This is a genomic window from Cryobacterium sp. CG_9.6, from assembly GCF_029893365.1.
Lineage (GTDB): Bacteria > Actinomycetota > Actinomycetes > Actinomycetales > Microbacteriaceae > Cryobacterium.
The window spans coordinates 1,365,100-1,380,432 of record NZ_JARXUZ010000001.1; the positions used below are offsets into that span (position 1 = coordinate 1,365,100).

Consider the following 15,333-nt stretch of genomic DNA (forward strand, 5'->3'; position numbering starts at 1 on the left):
CCGAACGCCAATACTGAACGCCAATACCGAACGGGCAGGAAGCTAGACCCGTTCGCGGGGAAAGACCTTGTCCGCAAGCCGGAGAAGCGTTCCGGCGGGCGGTGATTCGTTGTACGACTTGGCGAGTTCCTGGCCCGAGAGTGCATGAATCGCGGCCATGATCTCATCCGTTGCCTGGCGACGCGCCTTACCCGACTCGGCTGAGCCGTGTGGGCTCAGATCGATCGGTGTGCCAAAAGCCACCGTAATCTTGCGAATGCGGGGAACCTTGCTGCCCACGGGCATGATCTCCTGTGTGCCAATCAGTCCAACGGGCACGACAACGGCGCCAGTCGTGAGGGCCAGCCAGGCAACCCCGGTTCGCCCGCGGTACAGGCGACCGTCAAGTGAGCGGGTACCTTCCGGGTAAATAGCGAAGGCGCTCTCGTCTTCGAGGATGGTGCGGCCGGCATCGAGTGCAACCTGTGCGGCCTGTCCGGCGCCGCGCTCCACACCCACCGCACCGATTGACGTGAAGAAGTTTCGGGAGACCCACCCGCTGAAGCCGGTCCCGGTGAAATACGTTGACTTCGCGAGGAACTGCACACGACGCGGTGCGGTAAGCGGGATAACGATGCTGTCAATGAACGACAGGTGGTTGCTGGCAAAAATGATCGGGCCGGTTGTCGGGATGTTGTCCCGGCCGGTGATGCGGGGCCGAAAGACGAATCTGGCAATGGGAGCCATGATTCCATAGCCCAGGAAGTACACGAATCCCGGGCGTTTCGTCCGCGCGGGGGAGGCGACTACGTCGTCGTCTTGAGGTTCTTCATTGGCACCGGTCACTGCTCGACCTTACTCTGCCCGGCACCTACACCTAACATGAGGGGGTGCGCAGAGTAATAATCCTTGGGTCCACCGGTTCAATCGGTACGCAGGCCCTCGACGTGATCAGGGCCAATCCCACCAGGTTCGAGGTGGTCGGTCTTGCGGCCGGGCACAACCGTGAGCTGCTGGATCTGCAGGCCGCCGAGTTCAGGGTGACCGCCACGGCCCTCGGAGCGGATGCGGCCGAGCAGCTGGTGCGAGACATCGACGCCGACGTGGTGCTGAATGGCATCACCGGTTCGGTGGGTCTTGGTCCCACTCTCGCTGCGCTGAAGGCCGGTCGCACTCTCGCCCTGGCCAACAAGGAATCACTCATTGTGGGTGGCGACCTCGTCAAGTCTCTCGCTGCCCCGGGACAAATTGTGCCCGTTGACTCCGAGCACTCCGCGATTGCGCAGGCGCTGCGCTCGGGGACGAGTGGTGAGGTGCGTCGTCTGGTGCTCACGGCATCCGGTGGCCCGTTTCGTGGTCGCACCCGCGATCAGCTGGCGAACGTGACGCCGCGCGAGGCGCTCAACCACCCCACCTGGGATATGGGACTGGTGGTTACGACCAACTCAGCAACCCTCGTGAACAAGGGACTGGAAATTATCGAGGCGCACCTGCTCTTCGACGTGGACTATGACCGAATTGACGTGGCGGTTCACCCGCAGTCGATTGTGCACTCCATGGTGGAGTTCATTGACGGGTCCACCATTGCGCAGGCGTCACCGCCCGATATGCGACTTCCCATTTCGCTCGGGCTGGACTGGCCGAATCGGGTGGCTGCGGTGGGAACACCTCTGGACTGGACAACCCCACAGACCTGGACGTTTGAGCCGCTGGACGGCACCGCGTTTCCGGCCGTGGAACTCGCGAAGCGGGTTGGGCGGCTGGGAGGCAGCTATCCGGCCGTGTTCAACGCGGCAAACGAGCAGGCGGTGGCTGCCTTCCACGCGATGAAAATCGGGTTTCTGGACATCGTCGACACGGTGCTGCACGTTGTCGAGTCGCACGAGCAGGACGGGCCGCTCACGCGCGACTCACTGGCTGCGGCTGAAGCGTGGGCACGAGCCACGGCCGACACCCGCATTGCCACCGTTGCCGGGAGGTAATGGCCGCTAGTCCGAGCACTCCTCGTCATTCTTCTTGCAGTCCGGAGCCTTGTCCCGTTTGTCTTCCTCTGCGTCAGCCTTCGCCTCTGCAGCCGCTTCTGCAGCCGCCTTCGCAGCTGCGCTTGCCTTCGCCACGGCTTCTGCTGCGTCAGCTGCAGCCTGCGCGTCCGCAGCGGCCTGTGCCTCGGCGGCAGCGACCGCCATGCTGAGGTCGGATCCCACAAGGTTGATGGCGATCTGAATCTCGGCCGATCGCTCGGGTGTGACCTGCCCGGCGGCGGCAGCGGTGCGCAGATTGGCTTCCACACGCGTGAGGCTGTCCTGGGCGGCGGTGAGATCGCCCGCGGCGGCGGCTTCGGACACGTCCAGGACTCCGCTCTGCAATTGCTCAGCGGTAGCGGATTCCAGCTGGGCGGGGGTACCTGCGCAGCCCGTGAGGGCAAGCGTCGACAGGGCGATCGTGGCCAGTACTGTTGTCAGTCTTCGTCGAATCATGGGTTCACGCTTTCCTGAAGTTGCTGCAGGTGAGTGCCGAGCGAACCCTCGACGGCGGGATAGGTGGGCGCAACGGCTTCCGGGGCGCTCGACCGAGCGAGCATAACCACGACAACCACAACGATGGCCAGCCCCAGTGAAATCCCCACGACAAGAGCCCAGAGAGTGGATGCCGATGCTCGGCGCGTCCGCCCCGGCGGACGTTCCGGTGTGCCGGTGTCGCTCGGGGGCAGCAGCGCGGTTGCGGCATCGTCGCTGTCTGGTTTGGCACTGTCCGGTTTGGCACTGTCAGCTGTCTCGGTGACTGCTGCGGGCAGAAGCCGAGTGGGCGCATCTGCTGGTGCACTCATGAGCGCCGTCGCGAGCCCAGTTTCCTCCGCAAGGTCCGTGAGGAGGGGGGCGGTCGGCACCGCACCGGGCAGCGCGCCGGGCCCATCGTCGGTGACCAGGCTGCGAAGCACCACCGCTGCTGCCGACGCTGTGGGGCGGTCGGCGGCGTCCCGACTGGTCATGGCCGTGAGCAGGTCGGCCCAGCCCGGGCTCACACCCTGGGGGATCTCAGGTTGGCGTTGCAGCCTCGCCATGGCCGATTCAATGGCGGTTCCGGGGTAGGCGCGCTCGCCGGTGAGACTTTCGAGTAGCACGAGTCCAAGAGAGTAGATGTCCGTGGGGGGCCCGAGCGCGGTGCCCAGGGCCTGCTCGGGGCTGAGATAGCTGGCTGTTCCGAGCGTGGCACCCGTGGCGGTGAGTCGGGTTTCATCGAGCAGACGGGCGATTCCGAAGTCGGCGAGCTTCACATGCATCGCTCGACCGGGAAAACCGGAGGGCGTCAGAAGCACGTTTGCGGGCTTGATATCCCGGTGGATGATGCCGCGCGCGTGCACGTAGTGCAGGGCTTCGGCGAGGTCTGCTCCCATGTCCGCGAGGTCACGGGGCTCGACGGGACCATCCATCAGGCGCGTGCGCAGATCGGACCCGTCAACGAATTCCATCACGATGAAGGTGCGCGGTGAACCGTTGATGTGTGCGGTTCCGGCGTCGTACAGGGTCACGAGCGCGAAGTGATTCAGGCTCGCGAGCAGTGAAATTTCGCCGCTCTGGCGTTCGGGTCCGGCGCTGTCCATGCTGTCGGAGCGAAAGAGCTTCACGGCCACCGTGCGACCAAGGGACGTGTCGGTGGCTTCGTAGACCGATGCCATACCGCCGGTACCCACGAGGCGATCGAGGTGAAAACGGTCGGCAAGGAGCAGACCAAGCGGGCCGGAATAGTGTTTCGTAGACAGGGCGTACCTCCAATGACTGCTCTAATCAAAACACAGTGGATCATCCGCGGGGTTGATCGGCGGCGAAACGGCCAGCCGCTTTGCAGCTTGGGACGGCTACTCTACGACTGTGGAATCTGTCTTGTTGTTCATTCTCGGTGTCGCCGTCATCTTCGTCGGCATAGCCCTGTCCATTGGCCTGCACGAGATCGGGCATCTGCTTCCCGCCAAGCTCTTCGGCGTCAAGGTAACGCAGTACATGATTGGCTTCGGACCCACGCTGTGGTCCAAGAAAAAGGGTGAGACCGAGTACGGGTTCAAGGCCCTTCCTCTCGGCGGCTACATCTCCATGATCGGTATGTTCCCGCCCAAAAAGGGTGAGGCGGTGCAAAGCGCAAGTACGGGCTTCTTTGACACCCTGGTGCAGGAAGGCGGCACTGAGAAGAAGCAGGGTGCGATGGCCACCATGGTGGATGACGCTCGGCAGGCCAGTGCGGAGTCCATCGGCGAGGGTGAAGGGCACCGCGCGTTCTACAAGCTTCCCGTGTTCAAGCGCATCATCATCATGCTGGGTGGGCCCACCATGAACCTTCTGATCGCCATCGTCTTGTTCTCTATTGTGCTCATGGGTTTCGGGACCCCCCAGACCAGCACCACCGTGGGCACGGTCAATGCCTGCGTGCTCCCAGCCACGAGTGACCGTCAGACCTGCGCCCTTGGCGATGAGGCGTCTCCCGGTGCGGCGGCCGGGCTGCAGCCGGGTGACCGGTTTGTGAGCATTGGCGGCACCGCCATTACGAGCTGGAGCCAGTCCACACAGATCATTCGCGATGCACCCGGCACTGCGCTTCAGGTGGTTGTTGACCGGGCCGGTACGGCAACGGATCTCACCATCACGCCCAGGCTCACCGAGCGGTACGTGCTCGATTCCGCAGGCAAGCCGACCGAGGATGCCGCAGGAAACCCGATCACCGAGCAGGTGGGTTTCGTGGGTATCGGAGCCGCCGTCGAAACGGTGCGCCAGCCCGTCACGGCGGTCCTGCCCGCGGTCGGGTCAACAATCGCGTCGACGGCCGGCATCATCATCAATTTGCCGCAGCGTCTCGTTGATGTGGCAAATGCGGCGTTTGGTCCGGGGGAGCGCGACCCGAACGGCCCCATTAGCATGGTCGGCGTGGGCCGGGTTGCGGGCGAGATCGCGAGCATCGACACCATTCCGGTGGCCGACAAGGTGGCGAGCCTGCTCGGCGTGCTGGGTTCGGTCAACATCGCCCTGTTCGTGTTCAACCTGGTGCCGCTGCTTCCGCTTGATGGAGGTCACGTGGCGGGAGCACTCTGGGAGGGCATCCGTCGGGCATTTGCGAAGCTGTTTCGGCGACCCGAGCCGGGGCCGGTGGACATGGCCAAGCTGATGCCGCTCACCCTTGCCGTGGTCATTCTGCTTGGTGGCATGAGTCTGCTGCTCATCTATGCCGACATTGTGAAGCCGGTGAATCTGTTCGGATAGGTGGCGGGCTCAGATAACGTGCTCGGCTCCGGGAGAAGATGCCGATCCGGTCGCGCAGACGTAACATCGACATATGCCTCCACACTGGGATTCTGACGCAGCGTGGTACCCGACTGCACCAGGACAGTCCGGCCATCGCTACGCCGGTGAACAGACGTGGTCTGGTGGGCTGCCGCCCGGCGTGAGGCTGTGGGTTCCCGTCATTGTGTCCTTCCTCGTGCAGGTTCCCGCGATAGTGCTGCTCACGTGGCCGGGGCGTGACTCGGGTCTGGCCGGTTGGGTGCTCACCGTCGTTCTTGCGGCCGCTGGCCCGGTCGCGCTCATCGGTGCACGCCGGTTTCCGGGCCAGGTTGTGGCCGTGGCTGCAGGGTCGGCCGGAGCGCTGCTTCTGCTGCACCCCGATTTGGACGTGCCGCCGGTTGCGCTTGCGTTCGCCATCGTGCTCGGAATCGGGGGCGGGGCCCGCGTGTGGGTCTACACCACCGTGGTTTCCACCTGGGTCGCCACGATAGCGTTGGCGAGTATTCTGAACCTCGAACTGCATCCGCTTCGTGTGGCATTCACAACGCTTGCGCTCACCCTGCTCATGGGTGTGGGGGAGTTCAGTAGGTCTCGTCAGGACCGGCTCGGCGAGCTGCGTCGATCGGCATCTGCCCTTCGCATTGACGCGGAACAAAAAGAACGCGTCCGCATCGCGTGGGAGCTGCACGATGTTGTGGCGCGCTCCCTCTCGCAGATTAATGCGCAGGCCCAGCTAGCACTTCAGCTGATAGACGTTGAGCCCGACAGGGCCGCGCAGGCGCTTTCGAGCATCACAGCCACCAGCACAACTGCTCTCGAGGAGGTGCGGATGGTGCTGGGAATCTTGCGGTCAAACGATGAGGTGGGTCTGACCATCGATGTGGCGACCGAGTTCGGGCAGACGAACGTCGAGTCCGCCCGATAATTTGGGCTGTGACCGTTTACGCGGGTGTTGACGTGGATGTCTACAGCGAGAGAAGCAAAGCTTCACCCTGCCCGCCACCGCCGCACAGAGCAACGGCAGCCTTGCCGCCACCGCGGCGTGACAGTTCGAGGGCGGCATGCAGGGCAACGCGTGCTCCCGAGGCGCCGATCGGGTGACCGATGGCGATACCGCCACCGTGGATGTTCACCCTGTCGGCCGAGACGCCAAGCTCCTTCGACGACTGAACCACAACGGATGCGAAGGCCTCGTTGATCTCCACAATGTCGAGATCCTGGGCGGTCCAGCCCTGCTTCGTGAGGGCGCTTGCGATGGCGTTGGCGGGCTGGGAATGGAGTGAGTTGTCGGGACCGGCCACCTGACCGGAGGCTTCAATGACCGCGAGCCAGCTCAGGCCGTGTGCTTCGGCCCAGGCCTTGCTCGTGACGACGACGGCACTGGCGCCGTCGCTGAGGGGTGCTGCGTTTCCGGCCGTGATGTTGCCCTCGGTCGAGAAGGCGGGACGCAGGCGGCCCAGGGTGTCCGTGGTGCTTTCACCGCGAACGCCCTCGTCGGTCGTGAGCACGAGCGGGTCACCCTTGCGCTGCGGAACGCTCAGCGGTGTGATTTCGTGGGCGAAGACATCCGCGTCAATGGCGGCAGCGGTGCGTTGGTGGGAGGCGGCAGCAACGGCGTCCTGCTCGAGGCGAGTGAGTCCCAGCTTCTCGTTGGCCAGTTCGGTGGAGAGCCCCATGGAGAGGCCGTCGAAGGCATCGGTCAGGCCGTCGTGTGCGGCGTGGTCGATCATCGAGACCGTTCCGTACGCCCACCCCGTGCGTGATCCGGGCAGCAGGTGCGGCGCGCGGGTCATCGATTCCTGACCGCCGGCCACGACGACATCCGCTTCACCGAGACGCACGAGGCGAGCTGCGTCAATGATGGCGGCCAGGCCAGACAGGCACACCTTGTTGAGTGTCATGGCGGGTACATTCCACGGGATGCCGGCGGCGATGCTCGACTGTCGGGCCGGGTTCTGGCCGGCGCCAGCCTGCAGGACCTGGCCCATGAGAACAACGTCAACCTGATCGGGGGCGACACCCGCACGCTCCAGGGCACCCGTGATGGCGGCCGAGCCGAGTTGCACTGCGGTCAGGGAGGCCAGCTGGCCGTTCACTCGGCCCTGGGGCGTGCGTGACCCGGCAAGAATAACGACGTCAATTGCGATCATGAGGACTCCTTCGTCTACTGCGATGTTTCGACAGTACCGCTCCAGCGTGAGTGCCCTCTGACACCCTGACGATTGGTGACGTAATCGGGTGCAAACGCCCACTGAACTTGCTGTGGTGGTGGACAGGTGCGTGCGGGCACCGACGAGTAAGCTCATGTCGTGGCTGCAACTAATTTGGGAATGCCCAAAATACCCGAGATACTCGCTCCGAGACGCAAGTCTCGCCAGATCAAGGTCGGAAAGGTTCTTGTTGGTGGTGACGCTCGGGTGAGCGTCCAGTCGATGACGACGACGCAGACGACCAACATCAACGGCACGCTCCAGCAAATTGCCGAACTTACGGCAAGCGGATGCGACATCGTGCGTGTGGCTGTTCCCACCCGGGAAGATGCCGAGGCTTTGGCGATCATTGCGAAGAAGAGCCAGATCCCGGTGATTGCCGACATCCACTTTCAGCCGAATTATGTGTACGCGGCGATCGACGCCGGTTGTGCTGCGGTTCGCGTAAATCCGGGCAACATTCGTAAGTTTGACGACCAGGTGGGCAAGATTGCAGCCGCAGCCAAGGCCGCGGGTGTGAGTCTGCGCATCGGTGTGAACGCGGGTTCTCTGGAGCCGAGCCTCATGGAGAAATACGGCAAAGCCACTGCGGAGGCGCTCGTGGAGAGTGCCGTCTGGGAGGCGAGCCTGTTCGAAGAACACGACTTTCACGACTTCAAGATTTCGGTTAAGCACAACGACCCGGTCATCATGGTGAAGGCCTACCGTCTGCTCGCAGAGCGCGGTGACTGGCCGCTGCACCTCGGAGTCACCGAGGCTGGACCGTCGTTCCAGGGCACCATCAAGAGCGCTACGGCGTTCGGCATTCTGCTGGGGGAGGGTATCGGCGACACGATTCGAGTGTCACTGAGTGCGCCTCCGGCCGAGGAGATCAAGGTGGGTCTGCAGATTCTGCAGTCGCTGAACCTGCGGGAGCGAAAGCTGGAGATCGTGTCGTGCCCCAGCTGTGGACGCGCCCAAGTTGACGTGTACAAGCTTGCCAACGATGTCACCGACGGCCTTGAGGGCATGACTGTCCCGCTGCGGGTGGCCGTGATGGGCTGTGTTGTCAACGGACCGGGCGAGGCCCGTGATGCTGATCTCGGTGTTGCTTCCGGTAACGGTAAGGGACAGATCTTTGTTCGCGGAGAGGTCATCAAGACCGTGCCGGAGAGCGAGATTGTGGCGACGCTCATCGAAGAGGCCAACCGCCTCGCGGCCGAGATGCCTGCTGCCGAGATCGGTGCACCCACGGTGGTCGTCGCCCAGTAGCGATTTCTTCCGCGGTGGCGGGGGTCTCGCCCGCCTCGCCCACTTCCTCGCCCACTGCGCTGGTCGAGGAGCCGGCACGCTTTTCGCCGGCGTCTCGACGCTTCTATGGGAGTTGTCAAGCTGTTGAGGTCTTTTTTGATGATGTTTCGTGAGTCGTGTGGCGTGTTTTTGGGCGCGTGAGGGTGGCGGGCGGGCCGTCGAAGATGGCCTGTCCGCTGGGCGGTGGTGTCGTTTTAGGTGGTGTGGTTATCGAGGACGCGGAACAGGTGCCGGGCGATGTAGCGTTTCAGGACGCGTTGGATCTCTTTGGGTGTCTTGCCTTCCTTCGTCCGTTTCTCGACGTAGGCGGCGGTCGCCGGGTCGTGGTGTTAGCGGTAGAACGTGGTGACCCAGATGGCGGTGTTGAGCGCCCGGTCGCCACCGCGGTGCAGACGGTAGCGGATGGTGTTGCCCGATGACGCGGGGATGGGCGCGATGCCCGCGAAGCGGGCGAACGCGGCCTCGGAGCGGATGCGTCCCTGGTGCGACCACGACACGATCAGCTGCGCGGCGACGATCGCGCCGACGCCGTGCTCAAGCAGCAGGTAGGGGGCGAGGGCTTTCACGTGCTTGAGGAGGCCCTTCTCGTTCGCCGTGAGCTCGGCTTGACGGCTGAGGATCTCTCGCGCTTCGCGGGCAGCCTCGGCGCGGATGGTGACCATGCCGACGTCATCGTTTCGATGGGCGCGCCAGGCTGCGACGACTTTGATTTGCTCGGCTGTGAGGGCCAGGCGAACGTCCAGGCCGAAGCCGTACCCGCGCAGCAGCGCTGTGAGGCGGTTGTTGGAGGCGCTGTGGGCCTTCTTGAGGGCGGCGCGCGCGGTCAGTAGCACCGTCAAGGCTGCGTGGTGCCCAGCGTGGTTGCGGGGCGTGATGAGGTGCTCCATTGGCAGGGCGAGGGCGTAGCGGGCGGCGTGCTCTGCGTCGATGGGGTCGGTTTTGCCGGCCCGGCGAACGCCGCGCTTGGGCGGCCTGGTTTCGGTGACGCGCACGCCGGCGGCCGTCAGGAGGTCGCAGAACTGGGCTCCGTAGGACCCGGTGCCCTCCATGGCCACCAAAACCGGCCCTGTTGTTTCGCGTTCGATCCACGCCTGAGCCCGTTTGAGTCCGGGCGGAGTTGTCGGGAATGTTTGCGCGGTGCCGTGTTTCCCGCCCAGATGGTCGAGGGCGACCAGCGTGTGTGTCTTGGCATGGGTATCCACCCCGATGACATAACTGAACTGCTGTGAGACCATGGTCACGATAACTCCTTCGATGGGTGTTATGTCGTGCCGGTCTGGGGTTCCTCGGAGAACATCTCTGTAATGAGTCACGACCCTGTTGGGGGTACGGACAGGCTTCTAATCAAGTCACTCTGAGGGTCACAGGCCGGCCTGATTCGATGCGTGGAGCGGACATGTCGAGACGAAGACACCTCCGTGAAGAGAGTCAGAGACCAAAAGAGTCACGCAACCCACACGAATCAAGACCAGCCTGCCAGCTGATAACCAGACCAGCTATAACCATTACAGAGACCTCGTGAGCCGTCTTACCGTTGGCTATCGGATGCCCAAGGCGGGTCGGTGCTGGGGGTGTTGGCCCGATGACTAGCGGCGGGTCGCCACTTCTGGCCGGGGTCAAAGAGCACGGGCCCGCGAATCCAGGGTCTGCCGCTCACCATTTTGATCTGCCACCCGGCCGTGTCAATGGTGTGGTGGTGGTACCAGCACAGCAGGCATCCGTTGTCGATGTTGGTGGGTCCGTTGAACTTCCACGGGAAGACGTGATGCACCTCGCACCAGGCGGCCGCAATGGTGCACCCGGGAATAACGCAGCCCCCATCGCGGGCGGCAATCGCCCGGCGTTGCGCTGGGCTGAAGAACCGCTCTTTTTCGCCCAGATGCAGGACCTGGCCGTTCTCACCGATGATCACCTGCTGATACCCGCCCGCACACAGTCGCTCCTGCACCGCCTTCAGACTGATCGGGGCATCCACGCCATCGATCCAGCCGACGCCGCGCCCGTTCTTCAGATCTCGGGCATTCACGTGCACCATCACCGTCGGCGCCGCACCGCCCACGCGCGGTGTTTTCGGGTCCCGCGCTGTCTTGTCGAAGACGGCCCGGAGGATGTCGGCGCACTTTTCCCCGCCGGTGCGGTCATCACAGATGTCTTCGGCACCGGGGATCAGTTCCCCGGCCTCCATGCGGGCCTGATCCTCCGCCGACGGAAACGCCGGTGTCGCGTGGGCACTAATGAAAGTGGCAAAGACACCGTTCATCACGCCGCGCAGTTCGGGTGTCACTCCGCCTCGCATTGGATACAACCCGTTCTTCAGGAGTCCGAACCCCACAGTGCTGGTCGCGGCGGTCTGCTCATCACTCGGTGCGGCGCCGTCGGGGTCGAGGATCGCGCCCCACTCATGTGCTTGCGCCCGAATCAAATCCGCCGAGAACGCGATCCCTGCCCCGGGAAGGCCCTCGGTCTCGGGGGTGATCGCTCCGGTTGCCGAGGCCACAAGCGCGCGTTCGGCCCGGTCAAGGTCGTCCGGGGCGACCCGGGAGGAGATCTGCTCCAACGCCGCCACGATCACGTCGGCGGCATCAACACCGAGGTTCCCAGACGTCAACCCCTCGGCCACAGCGGGGTGTTGCACCGGAACGCTCTGGCCAAGCAGGCCACTGGTGGCCGCCGCAGTACCGGTGACAATGCCTCCGAGGCGCATCCGCCGCTTGGCTTCCGAGGCGGACACCCGGGTGATGCCGGTAATGAGTTCGTACTTGGTGCGGCATCCGCTCTTCCACGCCAACGAGTCATGGCCTCTACTGGTTTCGGCACGCATGCCCACGTCGGCGGCGGACCAGATCCGGCCCCCATCCACCCGGCGCCCCACCGCCTCCAACGCTCCCATCACACTCAGGGCGGCGTCATCGTCGAGGAGGGTGAAATGCACTTCGTCAAGAGCGTCACCGATCAGATCGCTGGCCTGCTGCAGCAGGGCGACCACTTCGGGACCGGACTTCATCGTCGTGAACATGTCCCCATTTTACCCCGAATAGAACAAGAAAGCGAGACTTACTCACGTTTAAAACTCGTGACCTTAGTAAATATTTCCACGCACAGCATCGGCTCCAACAGAGCCCTTCAGAGCTTCTATGCGCCTACCTGACGCCTGTTCTCGCCACCCACAGACCCCACCGACCGCCATAATCAGGCCCCCCACGCTGCCGCCAACGCCCGCACCGTCACCTAAACACTCGCAAACCACCTCGCCATTCGTTCTGCACGGGCTGCGCTCCCCGTCCCGCTGGTCGAGGAGCCGGCACGCTTTTCGCCGGCGTCTCGAGACCCCGTGAGCCGGTCTCGCAGACCAGCTCCCGAGGTCTCGACCGCTCGCAAGCTCGCGCTCGACCAGCGGGTGGGTCTCGCTGGTCGAGGAGTCGGCACGCTTTTCGCCGGCGTCTCGAGACCCCGTGAGCCAGCCTCGCAAACCAGCTCACCAGGTCTCGACTGCTCGCAGGCTCGCGCTCGACCCGCGGGAGGGTCGGTGCTCGACCATCGAGGCCCGTTTCGCTCTGAAGAAACTCTCCCGGTCGGTATCAGAACCGGTGAGGCCACCCCTTTTGCCAACGTTGCGCTCGTGGGTGCCGGATACCCGTCGCCGAACGGGCGCCCGGTTCGCCGTAAGGTAGTTGGGTGCCTACACGTCTCTCCACCTACTTCCTCCGTACACTCCGCGAAGATCCCTCCGACGCCGAGGTGACCAGCCACCGCCTTTTGGTGCGTGCCGGGTACATTCGTCGCCAGGCCCCCGGAATCTTTGCCTGGCTGCCCCTGGGGCTGCGGGTGAAGGCGAAGCTGGAGCGCATCATTCGCGAGGAGATGACGGCGGCGGGCGCGCACGAGGTGCACTTCCCGGCTCTGTTGCCGCGCGAGCCCTACGACCTCACCGGCCGCTGGGACGAGTACGGCGACGGAATTTTTCGCCTGAAAGACCGCAAGGGCTCCGACCTTCTCCTCGCACCCACGCACGAGGAGGTCTTCACCCTGCTGGTGAAAGACCTCTACGGTTCCTACAAGGACCTGCCGCTGTCGATCTATCAGATCCAGGACAAGTACCGTGATGAGGCGCGATCCCGTGGAGGCCTGCTGCGCGGCCGCGAGTTCACCATGAAAGACGCCTACTCCTTCGACTACACCGATGCCGGTCTGGACGCCAGCTACCAGGCCCAGCGTGACGCCTATGAGCGCATCTTCACCCGCTTCGGCCTCGAGTACGCCATCGTGCAAGCGGATGCCGGCGCCATGGGTGGATCCAAGAGCGAAGAGTTCTTGCACCCCACCGAGGTCGGAGAAGACACGTTCGTGCGCTCAGCAGGTGGGTACGCCGCCAACGTGGAGGCGTTCCGCACCATCGCCCCGCCGGCCGTGGACTGGACCGCGTTGCCCGCCCCCACCGTGTTCGATACGCCCGATACCCCCACGATTCAGACGCTGGTCGATATGGCCAACCGCGAGCACCCGCGGCCCGACGGACGTGAGTGGGTTGCCGCCGACACGCTGAAGAACGTGGTTTTGGCGCTCATCCAGCCCGACGGAACTCGCGAGATCATCGCCATCGGCCTCCCCGGCGACCGGGAGGTGGACCTCAAACGCGTTGAGGTGGCCTTTGGTCCCGCCGAGGTGGAGGCTGCGAACGAGGGCGACTTTGATCGCCTGGACAAGGTCGAGGGCAAGCCCGGTCTCATCAAGGGCTACATCGGCCCGTGGAGCGCCTCGGGACCCTTGCTGGGCGAGAAGTCGGCCACCGGCATCCGCTTCTTCGTTGACCCCCGTGTTGTTGCTGGAACGGAATGGATCACCGGAGCAAACGAAGCCGGACGCCACGTCTTCGGCCTTGTTGCCGGACGCGACTTTGCCGTGGATGCCATTGTGGAGGCGTCCGACGTTCGCGCGGGAGACCAGGCGCCCGATGGCTCCGGACCGGTCGAGCTCATTCGCGGAATGGAGATCGGGCATGTGTTCCAGCTTGGACGCAAGTACGCGGAAGTGCTCGGCCTCAAGGTGCTGGACGAGAACGGGAAGCTGGTGACCGTCACCATGGGGTCCTACGGAATCGGTGTGACCCGTATTCTGGCCGTCATCGCCGAGCTCAACAACGATGCGAAGGGCCTCATCTGGCCGGAAGCCGTGGCGCCTTTTGACGTTCACGTGATTGCGACCGGACGGGATGAGATCGTCTACGAGACGGCCGAGCTCGTGGTGGGCGCGATCGAAGCGAGCAACCGCGAGGTGCTGTACGACGATCGTCGCAAGGTCTCGCCCGGTGTCAAGTTCGGTGATGCCGAACTCATCGGTGTGCCGTGGATCGTCATTGTGGGCCGCGGAGCTGCTGACGGCATTGTTGAGCTGTGGAACCGCAGCACGGGGGAGCGCGAGCAGGTGACGGTTGCCGACGTCGCTGCCCACTTCGCCTAGACACGCGGTGCGATCCGGGCCACGTGCGGTGACAACGGCCTGCGGAGTCGGGTACCGTTAGTGTGAGCCCGCTGCGCAGTTTCGCGGCGGCAAGATCTGAATAGAGGAGGCCGGCCATGGACATCGACCTCAGTGTTTTGCGGCAATTGGAGCGCGAGAAAGAGATTCCCTTTGAGGAACTCGTGCAGATTATTGAGCAGGCAATCCTGACGGCCTATCTGAAGCACACCCACCCGGATGAGCCCACGAAGCAGGCAGCCTTGGAAGAGGCGGGAGTACGCGTTGTACTCGACCGCAAGAATGGGCACGTAGACATCTATGTGCCGGAGCACGACGAAGACGACAACGTCATTGGCGAAGCCATCGACAACCCGACCGATTTCGGTCGAATCGCGGCCTACGCCGCCAAGCAGGTCATCAACCAGCGCCTACGCGACCTCGCGGATGATGCCGTTCTCGGTGAGTTCAAGGGCCGCGAGGGTGACATTGTTGCTGGGATCATTCAGCAGGGACCCAACCCGCGCATGATTCACGTGGACCTGGGTTCGATCGAGGCCATCATGCCTCCTGAAGAGCAGGTTCCGAACGAGACGTATGTGCACGGTGCGCGCATCCGCGTGTTCGTCACGGCGGTCGGGCGCGGACTCAAGGGCCCGCAGATCACCGTGTCGCGCACGCACCCGTCACTGGTGCGCAAGTTGTTTGCACTCGAGGTTCCCGAAATCGCGAGCGGAGTCGTGGAAATCGTCTCTCTGGCCCGTGAGGCTGGACACCGCACCAAGATCGCGGTTCGGGCCACCGAACCCGGTGTGAATGCCAAGGGTGCGTGCATTGGCGAACTCGGGCAGCGCGTTCGTGCCGTCACCAATGAACTCAACAATGAGAAGATTGACATTGTCGACTTCTCACCCGATCTGGCCACCTTTGTGGCCAGCGCGCTGTCACCCGCAAAGGTGACCAGTGCGTACGTCATTGACGAATCGATCAAGGCCGTTCGCGCCCTGGTTCCCGACTATCAGCTCTCTCTTGCCATCGGTAAAGAGGGTCAGAATGCTCGCCTTGCGGCCAAGCTCACGGGTGCCAAAATCGACATTCAGCCCGATAGCATTCTGGAGGATGCCGAATAGGGG

At 63.8% G+C, this 15,333-nt stretch carries 12 protein-coding genes; 6 read left to right on the forward strand and 6 right to left on the reverse strand.

The genetic code is table 11. The annotated features are described in order from the left end of the window. Positions 1–42 precede the first annotated feature (42 nt). Entirely contained in the window at positions 43–726 is a 684-nt protein-coding gene (locus H4V99_RS06175) for a lysophospholipid acyltransferase family protein (RefSeq protein WP_280679980.1), read from the reverse strand. Between the two features lie 143 nt (positions 727–869). Between H4V99_RS06175 and dxr the strand changes: the two genes are divergently transcribed. After that, positions 870–1,961, forward strand: a complete 1,092-nt coding sequence (gene dxr / locus H4V99_RS06180; RefSeq protein ID WP_280676484.1) for a 1-deoxy-D-xylulose-5-phosphate reductoisomerase — start codon at positions 870–872, stop codon at positions 1,959–1,961. Positions 1,962–1,967: 6 nt separating this feature from the next. Here dxr and H4V99_RS06185 read toward each other — a convergent pair whose 3' ends face one another. Both H4V99_RS06185 and H4V99_RS06190 read right to left on the reverse strand, forming a co-directional pair. Then, positions 1,968–2,456 (reverse strand): mucin-associated surface protein, encoded by a 489-nt coding sequence (locus tag H4V99_RS06185; protein WP_280676486.1) that lies wholly within the window; start codon positions 2,454–2,456, stop codon positions 1,968–1,970. Further along, positions 2,453–3,739 carry a serine/threonine-protein kinase gene (locus H4V99_RS06190; RefSeq protein ID WP_348522376.1) on the reverse strand — a complete coding sequence of 429 codons (1,287 nt, stop codon included), beginning with the start codon at positions 3,737–3,739 and terminating at the stop codon, positions 2,453–2,455. Before H4V99_RS06190 ends, H4V99_RS06185 begins: the two co-directional genes overlap by 4 nt. Positions 3,740–3,848: 109 nt before the next feature. Between H4V99_RS06190 and H4V99_RS06195 the strand changes: the two genes are divergently transcribed. After that, positions 3,849–5,225: a site-2 protease family protein gene (locus tag H4V99_RS06195; protein WP_280676488.1), complete on the forward strand. Its 1,377-nt coding sequence runs from the start codon at positions 3,849–3,851 to the stop codon at positions 5,223–5,225. A gap of 73 nt (positions 5,226–5,298) precedes the next feature. Beyond that, complete coding sequence (locus tag H4V99_RS06200; RefSeq protein ID WP_280676490.1) at positions 5,299–6,171, forward strand: histidine kinase dimerization/phosphoacceptor domain-containing protein; 873 nt, start codon at positions 5,299–5,301, stop codon at positions 6,169–6,171. A gap of 40 nt (positions 6,172–6,211) precedes the next feature. Here the strand turns inward: H4V99_RS06200 and H4V99_RS06205 are convergent, their stop codons facing one another. After that, positions 6,212–7,396: an acetyl-CoA C-acetyltransferase gene (locus H4V99_RS06205; protein ID WP_280676492.1), complete on the reverse strand. Its 1,185-nt coding sequence runs from the start codon at positions 7,394–7,396 to the stop codon at positions 6,212–6,214. Positions 7,397–7,555: 159 nt separating this feature from the next. Between H4V99_RS06205 and ispG the strand changes: the two genes are divergently transcribed. Continuing rightward, entirely contained in the window at positions 7,556–8,707 is a 1,152-nt protein-coding gene (ispG, locus tag H4V99_RS06210; RefSeq protein ID WP_280676494.1) for a flavodoxin-dependent (E)-4-hydroxy-3-methylbut-2-enyl-diphosphate synthase, read from the forward strand. A 368-nt stretch (positions 8,708–9,075) separates the two neighbouring features. On the opposite strand, the gene H4V99_RS06215 is transcribed toward ispG, so the two are convergent. Further along, entirely contained in the window at positions 9,076–9,981 is a 906-nt protein-coding gene (locus tag H4V99_RS06215) for a transposase (RefSeq protein WP_280679859.1), read from the reverse strand. A gap of 293 nt (positions 9,982–10,274) precedes the next feature. Next, a complete protein-coding gene (locus H4V99_RS06220) occupies positions 10,275–11,762 on the reverse strand; it encodes an HNH endonuclease signature motif containing protein (protein WP_280676496.1) in 1,488 nt (495 codons plus the stop codon). Positions 11,763–12,421: 659 nt separating this feature from the next. On the opposite strand from H4V99_RS06220, the gene H4V99_RS06225 reads away from it, so the two are divergent. After that, positions 12,422–14,203 carry a proline--tRNA ligase gene (locus H4V99_RS06225; RefSeq protein ID WP_280676498.1) on the forward strand — a complete coding sequence of 594 codons (1,782 nt, stop codon included), beginning with the start codon at positions 12,422–12,424 and terminating at the stop codon, positions 14,201–14,203. 116 nt (positions 14,204–14,319) lie between these two features. Further along, complete coding sequence (gene nusA / locus H4V99_RS06230; protein WP_280676500.1) at positions 14,320–15,330, forward strand: transcription termination factor NusA; 1,011 nt, start codon at positions 14,320–14,322, stop codon at positions 15,328–15,330. Positions 15,331–15,333: the final 3 nt, after the last annotated feature.